The sequence below is a fragment of the Chitinophaga sp. 01L420 genome (genome assembly GCF_056399985.1).
The window spans coordinates 25,646-44,318 of record NZ_JBFTSK010000026.1 but is presented as its reverse complement, the minus strand read 5'-3'; the positions used below and the strand labels follow the sequence as shown (position 1 = coordinate 44,318).

General features: G+C 46.7%; 12 protein-coding genes. 3 read left to right on the top strand and 9 right to left on the bottom strand.

The window, feature by feature from the left end:
• Positions 1-60 precede the first annotated feature (60 nt).
• The 4 genes from AC1DP6_RS22800 to AC1DP6_RS22785 all read right to left on the bottom strand — a co-directional run bounded on the left by AC1DP6_RS22800 (position 61) and on the right by AC1DP6_RS22785 (position 6,551).
• On the bottom strand, positions 61-1,473 hold the full coding sequence (locus tag AC1DP6_RS22800; protein ID WP_477056889.1) for a RagB/SusD family nutrient uptake outer membrane protein: 1,413 nt from the start codon (positions 1,471-1,473) through the stop codon (positions 61-63).
• Positions 1,474-1,497: 24 nt separating this feature from the next.
• Positions 1,498-4,671, bottom strand: a complete 3,174-nt coding sequence (locus tag AC1DP6_RS22795; protein ID WP_477056888.1) for a SusC/RagA family TonB-linked outer membrane protein — start codon at positions 4,669-4,671, stop codon at positions 1,498-1,500.
• 208 nt (positions 4,672-4,879) lie between these two features.
• Entirely contained in the window at positions 4,880-5,911 is a 1,032-nt protein-coding gene (locus tag AC1DP6_RS22790; RefSeq protein WP_477056887.1) for a FecR family protein, read from the bottom strand.
• Between the two features lie 67 nt (positions 5,912-5,978).
• Positions 5,979-6,551 carry an RNA polymerase sigma factor gene (locus AC1DP6_RS22785; protein ID WP_477056886.1) on the bottom strand — a complete coding sequence of 191 codons (573 nt, stop codon included), beginning with the start codon at positions 6,549-6,551 and terminating at the stop codon, positions 5,979-5,981.
• A 270-nt stretch (positions 6,552-6,821) separates the two neighbouring features.
• On the opposite strand from AC1DP6_RS22785, the gene AC1DP6_RS22780 reads away from it, so the two are divergent.
• Positions 6,822-8,657, top strand: a complete 1,836-nt coding sequence (locus tag AC1DP6_RS22780; RefSeq protein ID WP_477056885.1) for a transthyretin-like family protein — start codon at positions 6,822-6,824, stop codon at positions 8,655-8,657.
• A 118-nt stretch (positions 8,658-8,775) separates the two neighbouring features.
• Here AC1DP6_RS22780 and AC1DP6_RS22775 read toward each other — a convergent pair whose 3' ends face one another.
• The 5 genes from AC1DP6_RS22775 to AC1DP6_RS22755 all read right to left on the bottom strand — a co-directional run bounded on the left by AC1DP6_RS22775 (position 8,776) and on the right by AC1DP6_RS22755 (position 16,616).
• Positions 8,776-9,948 (bottom strand): thioredoxin family protein, encoded by a 1,173-nt coding sequence (locus AC1DP6_RS22775; protein ID WP_477056884.1) that lies wholly within the window; start codon positions 9,946-9,948, stop codon positions 8,776-8,778.
• A gap of 26 nt (positions 9,949-9,974) precedes the next feature.
• On the bottom strand, positions 9,975-11,354 hold the full coding sequence (locus AC1DP6_RS22770; protein WP_477056883.1) for a RagB/SusD family nutrient uptake outer membrane protein: 1,380 nt from the start codon (positions 11,352-11,354) through the stop codon (positions 9,975-9,977).
• 15 nt (positions 11,355-11,369) lie between these two features.
• Positions 11,370-14,852 carry a SusC/RagA family TonB-linked outer membrane protein gene (locus tag AC1DP6_RS22765; RefSeq protein ID WP_477056882.1) on the bottom strand — a complete coding sequence of 1,161 codons (3,483 nt, stop codon included), beginning with the start codon at positions 14,850-14,852 and terminating at the stop codon, positions 11,370-11,372.
• Positions 14,853-14,952: 100 nt separating this feature from the next.
• The gene (locus tag AC1DP6_RS22760) at positions 14,953-15,951 is read right to left on the bottom strand and encodes a FecR family protein (RefSeq protein WP_477056881.1); all 999 of its coding nucleotides are present in this window, start codon (positions 15,949-15,951) and stop codon (positions 14,953-14,955) included.
• Positions 15,952-16,034: 83 nt separating this feature from the next.
• On the bottom strand, positions 16,035-16,616 hold the full coding sequence (locus tag AC1DP6_RS22755) for an RNA polymerase sigma factor (protein WP_441572027.1): 582 nt from the start codon (positions 16,614-16,616) through the stop codon (positions 16,035-16,037).
• Positions 16,617-16,744: 128 nt separating this feature from the next.
• Between AC1DP6_RS22755 and AC1DP6_RS22750 the strand changes: the two genes are divergently transcribed.
• Positions 16,745-17,341, top strand: a complete 597-nt coding sequence (locus tag AC1DP6_RS22750; protein WP_477056880.1) for an RNA polymerase sigma factor — start codon at positions 16,745-16,747, stop codon at positions 17,339-17,341.
• A gap of 50 nt (positions 17,342-17,391) precedes the next feature.
• Positions 17,392-18,612 (top strand): FecR family protein, encoded by a 1,221-nt coding sequence (locus AC1DP6_RS22745; protein WP_477056879.1) that lies wholly within the window; start codon positions 17,392-17,394, stop codon positions 18,610-18,612.
• Positions 18,613-18,673 lie beyond the last annotated feature (61 nt).

The following is an 18,673-nucleotide window of genomic DNA, read 5'->3' as shown; positions in this document are numbered from 1 at the left end:
AAATAAAAGGGCCCGGCAAAAAACCAGGCCCTTTTCCGTTTTTATTTTTATAATTCCAGGTTACTTGTTAATGTTTGGATTGCTGTCTATTTCATCCTGTGAAATCGGGAAATATAATTTATCCGCGGTAACATTATAATTCAATGAATTGCCGTTACCATCTTTCTGTGCATTCATCACTGGTATAGCGCGGTTAGTGCGTATCAGGTCGTACCAACGGTGACCTTCAAATGCCAGCTCCAGTTGTCTTTCTTTTTCCACCGCTAAACGCAGTGCGGCCTGTGTGGTGGCAGGAGTGTCACCCAGCTTGGCACGATGCCTTACTTTATTGATGTAGTACTGTGCACCATTGATCGAGTTATCCAGTTTATTCAGCTCCGTTAATGCTTCGGCTTTCAGCAATAAAATATCTGCATAACGCAGGCGGTAGGTGTCGCTTTTTCCGTCGGGATCATTGTATTTAAAGATCACCGGCACGGGACTGGTCTTTGCCCAATAATCATCTGTCCAGGATACGTTAACAAACTTCACGCTGGCAGCTTTCCTTACCGCATCACCTTCTGCATCCCATGCAGCAACCACCGCATGTGAAGGAATATTGAACTTTTTCCAGTCGCCCCACATAAATGGTGTATTCATGCCCGTTACCCAGTTCTGGTGTACCACGCCATCGAACGCTGTTTCCCAGATGGCTTCCACACTATTTTTACCGGATACCTGGAACAGCGTGGCGAAGTCGGGTACCAGGTCATAGCCTGCTGCGGTCACCGCATCGCAATAGCTCACTACTTTATTCCAGTCAGGCACCGGCTGTTGCGCATATACTTTTGCCAGCAAGGCATTTACGGCTCCTTTGGTAGCGAGATTTTTATTTGTATTAGGTTTATCGTCCTCAATATGTGCCAGGGCAAATTCAAGGTCCTTGATGATAAACGGGTACACTTCAGTGGCCGGCTTCTTGCTCACATACATGCTGGCCAGATCGGTAGGTACTGCGGTGATAATAGGTATCTCTTTCCATGACCTGATCAGGTTAAAATAATGCCAGGCACGCAGAAAAGAAGCTTCTGCCACAATCTGGTCGCGGCGCTTTTCTGTCAGCCCACGATCGTTGCCCACTGCGTTGGTAGCAAGGCTCAGGATCAGGTTACAGTTCTTGATGTCTGTATACAAATAACCCCAATCCCTTTTTATGTTGCCGTTGGTAGCACTTACAGTGAATTTATCAATACCAAAGTTGGCGGCATTATCTCCACCCGCATAACCGTTATCAGCGGCTACATCACCATTGGTCAGGAAATCGGAAGTATAGTATTCGTCATACAGGTTATCGTAGGCGCCCCCCAACAGCGACTCTATGGTCGCTTTTTCTGATTGGGAAATCGGTTTCTTATCCAGGTAATCTTTTGTACAGGATGCCAGCATGGTGATGCTGAGAACTCCGGATGCTATATAAACAGTGAATTTTTTCATAATCGGACTCATTAATTTTTAAGATCAAAACTCAGCATTCAAACCAAAGATAAAAGCGCGGGCCTGTGGATAAGTACCATAGTCGATACCCATAGAAGGGCCGTTAGGGCTATCCTTGCTTACTTCCGGATCAATACCTTTATACTTCGTGATCGTAAACAGGTTTTGCCCTGTTACATATACATTCAGACGGCCGATGCCCATGTGCTTTAATACATCATTGGCAAAGTTGTAGCTGAGCGTAGCAGCTTTCAAACGCAGGTAGGAACCGTTTTCCACGAAGCGGGAAGATACCTGGCTGTTCGCGGTATTTCCTTTTTCTGCCTTTGGAATATCCGTGATGTCTCCATCTTTTCTCCAGCGTCTTAACACCGCAGTACTTTGATTCTTGGAGTCGTACAGTCCTTCCAGTTCCATACGGGAAGCATTAAAAATATCATTTCCCTGCACTCCCTGGAAGAAGAAGTTCAATGCAAAATTCTTGTAGCTGAAATTATTGGTCAAGCCATAGGTAAAGGCTGGTTGTGCATTTCCAATCCAGGTGCGGTCATCATCAGACAAATTTTTGCTACCATCCAGATCGGCATAGATCATGTTACCGGTTTTAGGGTCTACACCCTGAGCGATATAGCCATAGAATTCTCCCAAAGGACGTCCGGGTACCACACGAATAGCATTTCCTCTTTCGTATACATCACCGAAAGACAAGCCAGGTGTAGTGGCGCCGAGACTGAGCACTTTATTTCGGTTAAAGGCGATGTTGCCATTAGCATTCCATTTCAATCCTTTGTCCAAGATCAATGCATTCACACTAAATTCCAGCCCTTTGTTTTCGATTTTGCCCACATTATATCGCTGTAGTCCGTAACCGGATGAAATAGGAGTCTGAATATTTACCAGTAAGTCGCTGGTGGTTTTAATATAGGCATCAACGGTGAAAGTAATGCGGTTATTCAGCACCGTTGCATCAATACCAATATTTGTCTGGGCTGTTTTTTCCCAGCTAAGCGTGTTCTTTGGCAGATTGGTGAAGGTAAGACCACCCGTTCCATTGGAAGTAAACAAACGGCGCCAGTCATAATCACCAATACCATCATTACCTGTTTTACCCCAGCCGGCACGCAGCTTCAGGTCGGTGACAAAACCTTTTTTGAAAAAATCTTCATTGGAAATACGCCATGCTGCACCCAAAGACGGGAAAGTACCATATCGGTCATCCGGTGCAAACCGGGAAGAACCATCATATCTCAGGTTAGCAGTCAGTAAATATTTATCCGCATAGCTGTAGTTAACACGGCCTATATAAGAGCGCTTGGACCACTGCGCCATGGTGGTAGATTGTTTTTCACGGATAGTGGAGTTTTCCAGGGTATGTATCGCATCATTCAGGTAACCACGGGCAATGTCATCGGTAAAGTTATAAGACGATTCCTGCATGGTATGACCTACCATAGCACTCACGTTATGCTTGCCAAACACTTTGGAATAGGTGAGGGTATTTTCCCATAACCATACAAACCGTTCGGTCGACTGAGATTTACCATAGCCTTTCTTTTCATTTTTTCCGAAATCAGTAGAATATGGATCCAGGAAATAATCATAGCGGTTGCCCTCTGATTCCGCGCCCAGGTTGGACCTGAGGTGCAGGTCAGGAGTGATGGTGAAATCAGCATTTACGTTTCCCAGGAAACGATTGTTCACCGCTTTCTGATCAGGAGCAAAAGCATAGGCAATAGGATTCTGCCAGCTTTTCTGATTAACGTTGGCGGTGTAACTGCCATCAGGATTGAAGATACCGAGTGTTGGCGGAGAAGTTAAGGCAGATAAAATCGTACCTCCTTTCGCTACACCGAGGTTGTCCGGCACATCTACATATACGGATCTGTTGAACGACAGGTTAGCACCTAATGTTAACCAGTCTTTCACTTTGTTGTCTACATTCGCCCTCACAGAATAACGATCATAATCTGACGGCGCTACCACCCCTTTTTGCTTCTGGTAACCACCTGCAATATAATAGTGTCCTTTATCGCTGCCACCGGATACACCTACCTGGATATTCTGTTCCCTGCCGGTTTTAAACGTTTCCTTCTGCCAGTCAGTATTGTTATCATTAGGATCAGTATAACCCAATTCAGTAATGAGTTCTTTGTATTGGGTAGCGTTCAGTACATCCACTTTCTTTGCGAAATTTGACATACCAGTATAAGCGTTCACAAATACTTTGGATTTGCTGGTTCCTTTTTTGGTGGTCACCAACACTACACCATTCGCACCTGCCGCACCATAGATCGCCGCGGAGGAGGCATCCTTCAGTACGGAAAAACTTTCTATATCATTGGGATTCAGAAAATCAATATCAGACACAATTACCCCGTCTACTACAAACAGTGGATTATTGCTGGTGGTGAGTGATGTATTACCACGGATGCTGATCGTGAGTCCTTTGCCGGGCTTACCGGAAGCAGAGGTTACATTCACACCCGCTGCCTGTCCCTGTAAACCTGCCGCTGCACTTACGATAGGCCTGTTCTCGAATTCATCGGCTTTTACTACCGCCACTGCACCGGTAATATCTTTTCTTTTCTGGGTACCATAACCCACTACCACTACTTCATTCAGCTTACTGTTTTCTGCCAGCAATTTCACCGGAATAAAGGTTTGCTCTCCCACCACAATTTCCTGCTGTTGATAACCGATAAAGGAAATCACCAGCACGGCCTGTTTATCGGGTACAGACAAGCTAAATTTACCATCCACATTGGCGGTAGTCCCTATGCTGCTGCCTTTTACCCGCACCGTGGCGCCGGGAATCCCGTTATTGTCTTCGCCCACAATCCGGCCAGTGACCGTAATGTTTTGCGTAGGTGTTTCAGGAGTAAGATACAGCAGGATCTGCTGGTTATCTATCACCTTAAAATCGATCCCTATGGGCTTTAATATATCATCAAAAAATTCCTTTAGCTGTCTGGATTCCAGCTTGCAGGACACTTTCCGGTTTACATCCACCATGCTGCTGCTGTAGGTGAAGTTCACGCCTGTCTGGTTTTTGATCTGATTCAGCAGCTTCCTCACGGAAGTTTGTTCTGCAGAAATACTGATCGGCTTTTCCAGCACAGACTGTGAGCTCACCGTATTGGCATACAGCGAAAGTGAAAAAACGGAAGCAAGAATAAGTTGAATAGCAGTTAATCTCATAACGTAGTAGATTACGGCAGCGAATCGCTTTTTTTTCATAACTTGTGTGGCTTTGTTTTCGTTAATGTTAGTTTGCGGACATAAGGCATCTTAACCGCTGCAAACGGTTAATTTTATTAAACTGGTAATGCCCCACATTACCAGTTTATTTTTTTCAAGCGAACGTGAATGAGCGTTACATATGCTTTTATTTTAGCAACATAATTTCTTAATTACATCCTTTCCCTTTAATATAGATCGTGGTTCCTTTTACCTCATAAGAGGCCTGGATAGACTGGCAAATAATATCCAGCTTTTCGTATAGATTTTGTTTTGTAATATCTCCCGTAAACTGACAATGATTGAAATGTTCATTGTCGGTTGTGATGATAATAGCGTATGTATTTTCAAGTGTCTTTAATACGGTTTCCAGTGAGCTTTCCTCAAAGTTAAAGCTGGCGGCTTTTTCTTCCGTCATCACTGGTTTAGGATCATCTACCAGCGAGGTGGTAAACTGGCTGTTTTCCGGTTTAAAGGAAACTTTCTGATTAGGTGTTATAATAATGCTTTCGGTAGATGCGGTAAACATGGAGTCGTTCTTTTTCTTCCGCTCATATACAGATACCCGACCGGTTACTACGGAGACTTCTACCTTATGATGCTGTTTGTCGTGGCTTACGTAAAAGCTGGTCCCCAGTACTTCTGCCAATATCCCTTCACTGGTATGTACAATAAAATGTTTGCCGGTATCGTGTGCAATCTGAAAAAAAGCATTGCCGGAGAGGTATACATCTCTCGTATGACCACTAAAAACAGGTGGATAATACACCACACTGCCCGGTTCCAGCTTGATGTGAGAACCATCGCTCAACGCCACTTCCTGGTCCGTTTCATTTGTATTGTTCACAGATACATATCCCCCGGGTACCGGCTCTGCGGTAAAAACAACCTCACCAGGTGCAGGCTGCCGGTGCAACATCCAGTACCAACCACCTGTTACGGCCAGTAACAGGCAAGCCGCAATGGCCAGCCGGGTAATACGGCGTGGCCACATACGCACCACCGGCGTTTCAGAAGATACCGTTGTGGCCACATTCAGCCATATCCGGCTTTCAATACGCTGCTTCTCTTCCGCTGAAAGCGCTATTTCACTTTCATCAATAAATGACTTATACCATGCCAATACCAATTTTTCTTCGGCAGGCGTACATTGCCCCGAAAGGTATTTTTCCAGCAGATCGTCAAATTCATATTGGCTCATGGAATCAGTTTATCTGAATACCTTGACGCACTACTGAAATGAATCCCTAAAAAAAGATGAAAATTTTTCAGAACAGGAAAGGAAGGTAGCCCCGGAGTCGTTGGCGCAGGAGTTTGATGGCTTTGGTGATATGATATTCCACGGCTTTTTCGGTCAGATCCAGCTTGCCGGCAATTTCCCGGACCGACTTATTATCAAAACGGCTCAGCCGGAAAACGGTCTGGGTTTTATCCGGCAACTCCCGGAGGGCTTTATCGATCGCTTTCAGGAGCAACTCCCGGTTTACATCTTCTTCGGTAGTATTGGCCAGCGGCTCCAGGTCGAGCGACTGCCGGAACTTTTCTGCGGTAGCCCTTCTGCGCTGGTAATCGTGCAGGATGTTTCTCAGCGAAACCGCCAGGTAAGCCCCTATATTATGGATCACTGCCTTTTCCCGGTTAGCCCAGAGTCGCTCGAAGATAGTCTGTATCAGCTCTTCGGCCTCCTGCTGGGAAGTGGTTTTCTTAAAGGCAGCGCTATACAGTTTGAACCAGAAACGTTTATAGATTTCTTCAAACGCATGCATATCCGCATCCACCTGGAAAGCTACCACCAAATCGTTCTCGTCATATAGGGAATAATTACTGCTGTCTACTTTCATGTTGCACGACCAAACGTAACCGGCAAAATAAAGGTATTTATCCTAGCGGGCCAAACCCGCCTTCCCGGAAATCCAACCCTACCATTCCGGGTATATATACGCTTTCGGTATTTTACGCATTTATCCGCTTGATAACTAACTAATTTAGGTGGACATTTGTATCGAAGCACTAGCCATTAACTGTATACACGTTCCCCAAAAGTTTATCAATTATCAGCACCCCAAAACGCTATTGCTTCTATATTCCAATAACCCCAAAAAAAGTAAGTCATGAGCTATCAGTTCAAAGGCAATCTAAAAGGTTTGCTCTGCGATGAATTTTGCAGTGAAGCCATTGCCAATGTAAAAATCAGAATTTACCGTGCTACCGCCTCCCGTGAAGTGGTATCACAAGCCGCTGCGGCCGTCAAGGAAACCTTCCATGAGGTGTCAGCAGAAGAGCTGAAAAGTAAGGAAAAGAGCCTGCTGGCGGAAACCTTAACCGATGCAGAAGGTAATTTTGCCATCGACTTCGGTCGTGAAAGCAAATACGAAGGAGAAGCCTTCGACATTGATTTCGAATGTGGCAATGTTCCCCGTCCTAAGCCTTACCCTAAAAAACTACCGGTACTACAGTTCCACATTACCACCTTCCAACCTAAATGGAAACAAATGGAAAATGATTACCTGTCTTACTGGGCCTATGAAATCCCTAACCGCTGGTGGTGCCTGATCCGTGGCAGATTTGACGCATGGATCATCTGTGGCCGCGTGGTGAACTGCAAAACCAAACAGCCACTGAAAGGCTTAAATGTAGCCGCATTTGATGTAGACTGGCTACAGGATGATCCATTAGGCAGCAACGTTACTGATGCCACCGGACATTTCCGCATCGACTACACCGAAGCTGATTTCAGCAAAACACTGCTGCCTTTTCTCAACGTGGAATGGCCAGCTGGACCAGACATCTACTTCCGCATCACAGAGCCCGTTTCCGGCGCTGTATTACTCAATGAAGACCGCAGCGTAGGCCATCGTGCCGACCGCACCAACAGAGGTCCTTGTTTCTGCATAGAATTATGTGTACCACAGGAAGTACCTCCTAATAATGAAGTACCTGCCTTGTTTGAAAGAGTAGGTATTTATGATATTGGTCCTACCGGTGCTCAGTTTGATGCCAATGGTTACACCACAGATGTGCCTAAACTTGCTTTCTACGGCGGCCTGGACCTCAACGGTACCTTGCCAAGCGGAACCAACACCAATGAAATGGAATACCGCTTCCGCATCTTCAATGCTGATACCAGCTATGAGCTGACAGCTACCCAGGTACTGAATGCGATGGTGCCATTTAAAATTGGTGAGTTGCTGAAACAAACCGGTCCTATCACCTGGACACACGAAGCCGTAGTTATCACTCCCGCTCTCAACAGCGCCGGCGAATTATGGATCACCGTGCCTCGTGGTAACAACCTGGTCACCGGTATATTCACTCCTACAGACGGCTCACTGGCTGTTATCAACTCCGCCGCCCTGGCGCTGAATGCAGGCAGCACTGCTTTCGCCAGCGATTCATTTGATCTGACAGCTCCTTCTGTACTCATTGCCGGCAACGCAGTACCTGCCGCACAGCGTGCACCTATCCACACCTTCAAAATTGTGTTTGAAGCACGTAAAGTAGGCACGACCACGCTCACCGCCACCAATACCCTGGATAAAATTGTGATCTCCAACGTGAACTACAAACAACGGAGACATCCGGGATGGGGATACACCGGTGATGAAAACATCATGGCAGCAGCCATGCTGGAAATAGGGGAAACTACCGGCAGCGGCCATGGTTGCGGCGGTATTACCACCACAGTCACCGCACAATACACGGTTTGTCACCCGCACATAGAAAGTCTTAAGCTGCGCTTTGAAGGCAACCCAACGCTGCCAGCATCGTTCAGCGCCGGACCACCTCCATATGCAACGGAATACCATGACAATGCCAAGGTATTTCTTACAGTCGGTATGGAACCATGCGCATATATCCTCTGGCTGGATGTGCAACTGGGTCTGACCAATGGCCACCAGAAAATAACACAGATACATGATCATATCGCGTTCTGTAAAACAAGCTGATATGCATGTGACTTGGAAGGCTGTCTCCTGTAATGGGAGGCAGCCTTTTCTATGCAGTAGCACATAAAAGAGGTGGCACCAACTTACGTTGACACCACCTCTTTCTTCCTAAAAAAATTTATAGACTATCCGTAATCTGCTTCTTCATACCCGCAATATTATTGATGTACCCATCCTTATCTCTTTCAGAAGCCGCCATCGCCGCATCAATATATTTCACCGCATTCGCTTTATCTTTCAGTGCATGATAGGCCATCGCCAGCGTAGCATTATTCAGTGAATTATCTTTTAACGCCAATGCACGTTCCGCCCACTTCTTCATGGTTTGCAGGTGGGCTGGCTCTTTTATCCAGCGAATACTACCCAGCACATTACTGATTTCAAAATCATTGTTCCAGAGATAACGTTCTACCAGTTGCTGACTGTATTTCATATACCCTGCTTCATCCTGTACACCATAACAATAGTTGGCATCCATATCCAGCTCTTCTTTTTCAGATATTGCCATACGGGATTTCAACAATAATTTAGCGGCCTTATATTCCGCTTCACTGGTGTATTTGGCATACTTCACTTCCGACAACAGAATACCTTCCAGGTATTGCGTTACCTTTTCTTTACCGGCGGCGGCTTCAAATTCAGCGCGATGTGCTTCCACATATTGAAAAGCAGCATTATCGCTAAATCCCGCATAGCCTGTGATGATTTTGAATAGTTCCGGCGTTACTTTGGTATCTATCTGCTTAAAATACTGGTCAAATAAATTGGCAGCTTCTTTATCGTCCCCCCTGGCTTTGACGAGATTTACATACTGAAATAATTCTTCCTTACTTAGCTCCTGCTTCTCAAATTTTGCTTTCAATACTTCCAGGTTGGCGCCGGGAGTAATAGCAATCTTTCCCTGTGTAATCAATACTTCCGGATCAGTGGAGCCCATTACACGATATACCACTTCTTCTTTAGGGTTGGTGAATATCAGCGTAGGATAACCACCTACCATATATTTTTTTGCCAGTGCAGGTCCTTCTCCTTTTTCTGCATCTATTTTTACGCTGATAAAATGCTGATTGTAGAAATCACCAATCTGTTTTAATGGAAATACTTCATTCGCCATAAACTTACAGGGACTACACCAGGTAGTGTAGAAGTCAACGAAGATGAGCTTATGTTCCTTTTCTGCAGCGGCTTTCACCTGTGCCCAAGTGCCGTGATTAAAATCTATACCCTGTGCGCTCACCAGGGAGGCAATCAGGCTGCACATAGCGGCAAGGCCTGCAATTTTCTTTCTCATGAAGATTATTTTTAATGGTGGTTTAATTACCTCGGTGACTGTCCGATTTCCGGATTGGCAGCCAGTATTTTTATTGCAATCGGGTATATATAGCGGTTGCTGTTGGGCGCCAATGTAAGATCGCCGCTACTCCACGGATGTGTGATTACTTTGGCAAAAGCAGGCTCCTTATTCAGGCGCTTGAGGTCTGCCAGGCGGTAACCACGGCCCATCAGCTCCCGGCGTCTTTCCGCCAGTGCTTTGGTCAATGCTTCCTGCGAATTGGCAGCCGTGAGTGGCACATATTTATCGGTGGCAAAACGTTGTTTACGTAATTCGTTCAGGGTAGCCATGGCGCCTGTTGTATTGCCGGCACGGGCCTGGCACTCTGCTTTGGTCACATACATTTCACCTACGCGCGGGCCTACATGCCGGGCTTCAAACGGAGAAATATAACTGAAGAAATAACCATTGTAGTTATACAACAGCTGGTCGCCAATGCCAAACACTTTCCGGCGCAGGTCATCTGGTCCGAGCAGATCCAGCAACTCCTGGCTTAACAGCAACGGCCCATCCTGGTTATACGCTGCTTTCATCAGGATCACTTCCGGATGCTGATAGCTCTCAGGGATACTCATAAAATCAAACGGACTGCTGCTGTTGGCAAACGCACGCAGATCGTATAAGCTGTGTTGCAATTGCAGCGTACTATCAGCATACAATCCTGCCTGTGGATAGTTACGCATGGTGAGATAAGCCCTCGATAATATCGCCAGCGCAGCAGCTTTGGAAGGATGGATTTTAGATGCCGGCAAACCAGGTAATACTGTTGCTGCACTATGCAAATCATCCAGTACCTGATCATATATTTTCTGCACGGTAGCACGTTCCAGGCTTTGTGTATAACCGGGATCCAGTAATAAGGGTACACCGGGATCCTTGCCGGCAGTGGCGGCATCGTATTGCACCGCATATTGCGTCACCAGCATCAGGTAAGCGAATGCACGATGCACTTTTGCTTCGCTGATCAGTAATTGCTTTTCACTGTCGGTACCCTCTTTCACACTGTTGATACCTGCTATAACCACATTGGCGTAATAGATCTGTTTGTAATACAGGTTCCATTCCTCATCGGCTTCCTGTGGCTGATAGTTATCTGCTGCCCAGGAGTAAATATTGAGTAGCGACAGTGGTCGTATGCCCGTAAACATCGCCGCATCTGTAAAGGCAATATCATCTGTCATCAGATCAGTAGTGCCTCCGGCCAGATTGAACACATCACTGTTATTCAATAAAAGCCGGAAGTCAGCTACAGTGGTTGGTACTATTTTTCCCTGCGGGGTGATGTCTACATACTTGCGGCAGGCCGTAAACAACACGACCAACAGCAACCACCCGGCATATGTATATTTAAACTTGTTCATCATTGGCAATTGAAGAAATTAAAAATCAGCTTTCACACTTACTACCAGCGACCTTGCGGGTGGCAATACCAATCCCGGCGTATAGTCGAGAGAGGCAGCTCCCTGCGCGGCCCCCGGCACATAGTCCGGATCTATGCCTTTTTTATTAGCTGTCCATAAAGCGAGATTGCGACCGGAAACACTTACGTTCACTCCTTTGGCAAAGTGACCACGGAACCATTGGTCAGGCAACTGGTAAGCGATCGTTACTTCCCGCCAGCGCACATAGCCTGCATCTTCCACAAACAAATCACTCTTCGTATACCGGTAAATAGAACGATGCAGCGGATCTACCGCAGGTGTGTTGGTCAGCAGTTCATCACCCGGTTTTTCCCAGCGTTTGGCGATGTCTTTATGTGCATTCCTGAAGTAAGGCACATTGTCATATTCATCGATGGTGGGCAGAATGAATTTGTGGCCAAACTTATAGGTAAACAAAGCATACAATTCCAGTCGTTTATAGCGGAACGACTGTGTAACCCCTCCAAAATAAGGCGCTACGCTTACACCCTGCCAGGCCACTCCCTGCAGATCCTTTTCATCGAAGTTGGTATAGTCATCATTCGCTACTTTTTCATTTTTACCATTGTATAACATGGCGGTACCATGATCATTCAAACCGGCAAAACGGTAAGTGTAAATACTGTTCAGCGATTTTCCCGTGATTGGATTACCAGGCGTGGTGTAGTAGGTAGCAGTATTTTGCTGGAAATAAGCTTTGGTTACCTTGCTGGTGTTATAGGAGAAATTAGCGGTGGCTTTCCAGGTAAATTGTTTGGTGGCAATAATACTCCCCCCAAGCTCCAGGTCAATGCCATGATTACTCATTTCCAGTTTATTGGTCAGCAAGCTGTTGAAACCATAGGTGGGATTGATTTCTACATTGCCCAGCAGGTCGGTACTGTTTTTCCAGTACATATCCAGGGTGGCCGTGAGGCGGCCGTCAAAAAATCCGGCGTCCAGGCCCAGGTTGAAAGTGGCTACTTTCTCCCATCTCAACAGCGGATTAGCCGGGTTGTATACCGATGCGTATTGCTCATTGCTGAATGGATTAGGGCTGCTGCTGGCCTGTGTTACCAGGAAAGGGCTGGTGGTTTTATTTACGTTGCCATTGAACCCATAGGTCGCGCGCAGATTCAGGTGTGTTACTTTTTTCAGCTGCATAAATGATTCATCATTGATATGCCACATGGCCCCCAGCGACCAGAGTGGTACGGCACGATATTCTTTGGAAACACCAAAAAGGTTACTATCATCTTTACGCACACTACCCGACAGCGAATATTTTTCCCACAGGGTATACGTGAAGTTGGCAAAGCCCGAAGTGTAACGATCGCGTTGATTGAGAAAGCCTTGCACTGCGGGCACTTTCTGATTGCCGCTGGTTGTTTTATATACCAGGTTATAATTCACTACGCCGGCCGATAACAGGCGGTCATCATATCCATAGGCGCGATTGGTATAGCCGGAAGATAAGGTTTCCCGAAACTCCGATCCCAGTACAATGTTCAGCTGCTGCCACCCATGCAGGTTAGGATCAAAACGCACCAGTCCCCTCAGCGTATAATTCTGTTGCCGGCCATCATTGCGGGTAAGCATACCGCCCGGAGGTACCGCATTTTCATGCGTGGTGACCACGGTGTAGCTGTTTACCATATCACGTGCAGCATAGCTCAGCGGGTTGTTATATTGCCGGTTGCCATCGGTTGATTTTTCCAGCATATAGCTGACTTCCGCACTGAGGTTAGGTGTCACCTTATATTGTAACCCGGTGTGGAAGCGGTAAGCGAGCGATTGATAAGTATTATCCGCATTGGCCAGTTCATCGAGGTAATTATAGCGCCATGGCAGAAATCCTTTCTGCTGCAGAGAGTCCAGTATTTTACCCGGATACTTCAGGGCGAAATTGACGGACTGCCCTTTTTCATCTACCAGCTGATCATACGGTGCTAATCCATTCCTGCCTGGCTGCAACCCTGAAAGCCCAAGTCCATTATTTTTCATTTGCAGGGAGGTCACAAACATGTCCGCATTCAGCGTCAGCTTGGGCGACAACCGGGTTTCATTATTGAAGTTCACCACCATACGGCGACTGTAATCCCCTTTGGCATTGGCATATTCATCGGTATAGGAAGCAGAGAGATAGTTGCGCATATGCGTATTCCCACCTGCTACAGACACATCATATTGTTGCGTGAAAGGAGAACGCAAAATGTACTGCTGATACTGCCCTCTCACATCCCGGCCCTTTAACTGGTTAATGGCAGCATCCAGTTGCTGCTGCGATAGCTGGCCATTTTTAAATTGCAGGTAAAGATCTGCGCCCTGCGTAAGCGGTGGCCCCGAAAGAGTAAACGGAGAAGTGGGCAGTGGCAACATCCCTTTGTCTACCAGTTCTTTTTCCAGTCCGAGGTAAGCATCCGCGTTGGCTAGTGGCAGGTAGTCGAGGCGTGGCCGGCCGGTAATCGTGAGACTACTGGAAAACCGTACCACCGGCGACTGGTTATACGCTGCCTTCTTTGTATCAATCACCAACACACCGTTAGCAGCCCTAACACCCCAGATAGAGGCAGCCGCTGCATCTTTCAGCACCGTAATACGTGCAATGTCGTTCGGGTTAATATTCACCAGGTCCAGTTCTGTAGGAAAACCATCCAGTACAATGAGGGGCTTTTTTTCAGAAAGGATAGTGGATACTCCCCGGATATTGAAATTATCATGGTTCTTGATCAGGTTACGGTCTGCCTGCCCTACGGTTACCTGCAGCCCACTCACGCTTCCTTCCAGCCGCTCCATCAAACCTACTGCTGATCTGCGTTCCAGGTCTTTCGCCGTCACCAATCCAAAAGAACCGGTGGCTCTTTCTTTGGGAATATATTGGTAGCCGGTAGATACTTCCACTTCTTTTAACTGGATATTATCGGCGCCCATAACAACGTGTAAAATGCTTTGTCCTTCCAGTCGCACCAGCACCGGACGATTACCGATATAAGATACGGACAATGCGGTTTCGCTCTTATCCACGCGCAGCCGGAAATGTCCCATGTCATCTGTGATGGTACCATGACTGTTTTTCACTGCGGTAACCGTAGCGCCCACTACCCGGAAGCCTCTTTCATCAGTGACCATTCCTTCCACCCACCTTTCATTGTCGGACAGGATGCTTTCACCCGCAACACCAGGATCCGGTTGCTTTACCGGCGTTGTTCCGGGCTTGCGTACATCGCGGATAATGGTGTAGGTATTGTCATTTACATACAGGAAAATAAATCCCTTCGGATACAATACTTCTTTCAGTACTTCTTCTACTTTCCGGTTGCGCAGATGGCGCAGGTCTGCGTTGGTATTTACTTTGTCCAGCAGCTCATTTTCGTACACGAATTTTGTTCCCAGTTCACTGCTGATTTTTTTAAGCGCAGCTGTTACCGGCATAGTGGTTGTTTGTGCAAAAGTTGGTGACATACACCATAGTAGCGCGCACGCAAGTCCTGCAGTTCGCAGTAACTGTAGCATCCCCTTCATAATGGTTGATTAAACTGGTTGATAATAATAATCTAAAGCGTCAAGGTCTCGCCCGGAATAGAAGCGTATCCTGTTGTTGTATGATCTCGATATTAAATATTTTTGATAAGACGAAAAACAAATCCTCCCTCCTTTGCATTGGTACGGTTCCCCTTAGCTTCTTTCCTGCCAGGGAGCTATCTTCCAGCACAACATGATAGCCGTAATTATCTTCGAGTAGCTGTATTACTTCTTTTACGGTGGTGCCTTCCAGTACCAGTTGTTGTTGCGTCCAGGCAACTGCGGCGGCAGTATCTGCCGTTTGTTTGACGGCAGCGGCCCCGTTCCGGTTGTATTCCCAGCCTTCACCAGGTGTTAGTATACTACTCCATTGTTGCCGCCCTTTTACATCAATGCGTATGCGGCCGCGTTGCAATACCACATCTGTTTTATCACGGCGGTCTTTTACGTTAAATGCCGTTCCAAGCACGGTAATGCTAACATCTTTTACATACAGGCGGAAGGTGTCTCCCAGGTGTTTCACATCAAAAAAAGCTTCTCCCTGCAGCCACACAGTACGGTGGCCACTCCACGACCAGCTGCGTGGATACGATAACCGGGAATGTGCATTGAGGGTAACGCGGGATTGATCCGGTAAAGTGATTTGCCGGGAGCTGCCATAGCCGGTTTCATAGACTACGTTGCCGGTAAAATACCAGTACGCCCCTGCTATCAGCAACGCCAATATACTGGCTGCGGCCAGCCTGAACCGGTAGGCGCGGAGATAGTGGAAACGGGCCTTTTGCTGTATGCCCTGTTCCACCTGTGCCCAGATCTTTTTGCGGGCGCCTTCATTATATCGTATCACCGGACGCTCCAGCAACCAGATCATTTCCCTGGCTTCCTGCATCAGTGGCTCCTTCGATGGAAAGGCTGTCACCACCTTGTTCCAGTGAGCCCACGACCCGGCATCCGGATATTTGACATGCCGGATGAATTGCTCATCTGCCAGAAAATTGATGACCTGGTAAACGGAATAATCTTTTTCCAACTCCTCCATATGTTACACACATGACTTTCCTATAAAGACACAAGGATAATGTGGAATTATCCCATTTTTTCCATTTGACAGAAAAAAAAATTTCAGGCGCGTTTTAAGATGTACAGGAGAAGCAGTAAAGTGAAGTCGCCGAATTGTTCACGCAGGCGCTCCAGTGCACGGTAAACCAGTTTATAGGCACCGCCGATATTCATGTGCATGATCTCTGCGATCTGTTCATAGGAAAGATCTTCATAGTATTTCAGGAAGACAGCTTCCCGTTGCCGGTTAGTGAGGGTACTCAACAACGCATCTACCTTTGCGGTCAGTTCTTCCATGCGTTCCTTACGTACCAGCGGATGTTCGTAGGTGAGGTCCAGGTTAAAGGGAATATGCTCTCCTGCCAGTTCTTCTTCATGCCGGGAAGGACTGTATTCCAGCTTACGGAGCAGGATACGGCGAAAAGAAAGATACAGGTATTGCTTCACCACAGCAGGGCGTGCAATCCGCTCCCTGTTCTGCCAGAGTTTCAGGAAAAGATCCTGCATGCTTTCTTCTATGCAAACATGATCCGGAGTAAACTTAAATCCATAGTTAGTGAGTGGGGTATAATATTGTTCGTACAAACCTTCCAATGCTTTTACATCCCCTTCCTTATAGGAGTACCATAATTCATTATCATGCATGACTTTGGAATATTGGGATTAGGCCCAGTGATAACAAGCAAAATACAGCAAAAATCGTTTATGGCAAAATGCAGCAGGCTTGTAATTTTTTTTAGCTAAATTAGCCTAAGCACTATGAAATAATTACTATGGCGTTGCCTGAGACCTTTGATGAATCCAAAATGCTGGAATTGCTTGTGCAGGGAGATGAAGCCTCCTTCGCCAGCATATTCGGCAGGTATCAGCCCAAAGTTTACGGCACTGCACTGGGATTTCTTAAATCGGCCGCACCGGCGGAAGAAATTGTGCAGGATGTATTTATGAAAGTATGGCTGAAGCGCGCCGAATTTGGCCGCGTTAAAAACCTGGAAGCCTACCTGCTGTCTATGACCCGCCACCTGATACTCGACCGGCTCAAGAAAACTGCCTACGAAAATAATCACCTGAAAGCCTTTACCGCATCTGTTCCTGACTTTATCGACACCACCGATTACCTGTTACGCAACCGGCAATGTGAAATATTATTACAGGAGGCCGTAGACGGATTGCCTCCCCAGCAAAAACAGGTATACCAGCTGGCAAAAACAGCCGGACTGTCGCATGAAGAAATTGCCACAGAGATGGGCATTTCCCGGCTTACCGTAAAAAAACATATGGCGGTGGCCCTGCACAGCATCCGCCAGCACCTGGGCAGCCATATCAGCAGCTATGGCGGCGCTTTAATCATTTGGTTGCTTTCCCGTTAATTTTTTTCCGCGCCACTACTCCCTCCTCTTTTCCCGGTCGTCTTATATATATGCGCCGTATTTCCGAACTACTTCAAAAACATTTACATAATCATTTAACCCCTGCCGAAGAGCAGGAGTTGATGCAGTATGTAAAGAGTGAAGAGTTTGACGAAATATTCAAGCAACAAATCACCGAGTACTGGCAAACAGGCGAAGGAGAGCAGTCTTTACCGGAAGACAGACAAAGGATGGTATTGAATAAGATCCTGTTTTCTGAACATACCACCATCGAGTTGTTACAAAAAACAACCACCCCGGGCAACAAGCGGTTCAGAAAACTGGCTGCAGCCGCAGTCCTCCTCCTGTTACTGACAGGCTCCGGTTTCTTCTTCCTGCAAAAACAGGCAGCTACACTGCCACAGGTTGTTGCCAGTCATGTGACAAAAGAAATTATGCCGGGAAAAACCGGCGCCATCCTGACGCTGGCAGATGGATCTACCATTGTATTGGATAGCGCCAAACAAGGCGCGCTGGCCAAACAAAGCGGCACCCGCATCGTGAAAACCGCTACCGGCGCATTAACCTATGATGTAACAGATCCCGCCCCTTCCACGGAAGTAGCCTGGAATACCATTACTACTCCCCGCGGCGCACAATATGAAATTGTATTACCCGATGGTACACAGGTATGGCTAAACGCTGCCACCACCCTCAAATATCCCGTGGCATTCCCTAAGGGAGCGGACCGGAAAGTTATTTTATCCGGGGAAGCCTATTTTGAAGTTAACAGCAATGAGCAGGCCCCTTTTAAAGTAGCGGTACACACGCAGCATAACAATGATGGAGAAGTAACTGTACTGGGTACCCGCTTTAATATTATGGCGTATGACGATGAAGCGGCTGTAAACACTACTCTGCTGGAAGGATCCGTACTGGTATCCAGATCCGGCAACAGCAAAAAGTTAATCCCTGGCCAGCAAGCTATATTCCCACGGGAAACAATCGGTTCCATTTTGGTGGAAAATACGGATACGGAAATAGCAATTGCCTGGAAAAAAGGGTTCTTTCGGTTTGATCAACGGCAGCTGCCGGCAATTATGCGGCAGATATCCCGCTGGTATGATGTAGATATCGCCTATGAAGGAAAAGTCCCTGATGTGATTTTTGGTGGAGGTATTGACAAAAACCTCCCACTGTCGGGTATTCTGAGCGCTCTGGAGAAATATGGAATCCGGTTCGAAACCAATGGTCGGAAAATTAATGTGCTGGCCTCCCAGTCAACCAAATAGCATGCTTATTTTATCAACTGGAAATATTATATAGTCCTTTATTATTAGAATTAAACCCAAA

Excerpts from the sequence above, each read along its gene's own strand:
- AC1DP6_RS22800 (WP_477056889.1), bottom strand. The coding sequence starts at position 1,473 with ATGAAAAAATTCACTGTTTATATAGCATCCGGAGTTCTCAGCATCACC.
- AC1DP6_RS22795 (WP_477056888.1), bottom strand. The coding sequence starts at position 4,671 with ATGAGATTAACTGCTATTCAACTTATTCTTGCTTCCGTTTTTTCACTT.
- AC1DP6_RS22790 (WP_477056887.1), bottom strand. The coding sequence starts at position 5,911 with ATGAGCCAATATGAATTTGACGATCTGCTGGAAAAATACCTTTCGGGG.
- AC1DP6_RS22785 (WP_477056886.1), bottom strand. The coding sequence starts at position 6,551 with ATGAAAGTAGACAGCAGTAATTATTCCCTATATGACGAGAACGATTTG.
- AC1DP6_RS22780 (WP_477056885.1), top strand. The coding sequence starts at position 6,822 with ATGAGCTATCAGTTCAAAGGCAATCTAAAAGGTTTGCTCTGCGATGAA.
- AC1DP6_RS22775 (WP_477056884.1), bottom strand. The coding sequence starts at position 9,948 with ATGAGAAAGAAAATTGCAGGCCTTGCCGCTATGTGCAGCCTGATTGCC.
- AC1DP6_RS22770 (WP_477056883.1), bottom strand. The coding sequence starts at position 11,354 with ATGATGAACAAGTTTAAATATACATATGCCGGGTGGTTGCTGTTGGTC.
- AC1DP6_RS22765 (WP_477056882.1), bottom strand. The coding sequence starts at position 14,852 with ATGTCACCAACTTTTGCACAAACAACCACTATGCCGGTAACAGCTGCG.
- AC1DP6_RS22760 (WP_477056881.1), bottom strand. The coding sequence starts at position 15,951 with ATGGAGGAGTTGGAAAAAGATTATTCCGTTTACCAGGTCATCAATTTT.
- AC1DP6_RS22755 (WP_441572027.1), bottom strand. The coding sequence starts at position 16,616 with ATGCATGATAATGAATTATGGTACTCCTATAAGGAAGGGGATGTAAAA.
- AC1DP6_RS22750 (WP_477056880.1), top strand. The coding sequence starts at position 16,745 with ATGGCGTTGCCTGAGACCTTTGATGAATCCAAAATGCTGGAATTGCTT.
- AC1DP6_RS22745 (WP_477056879.1), top strand. The coding sequence starts at position 17,392 with ATGCGCCGTATTTCCGAACTACTTCAAAAACATTTACATAATCATTTA.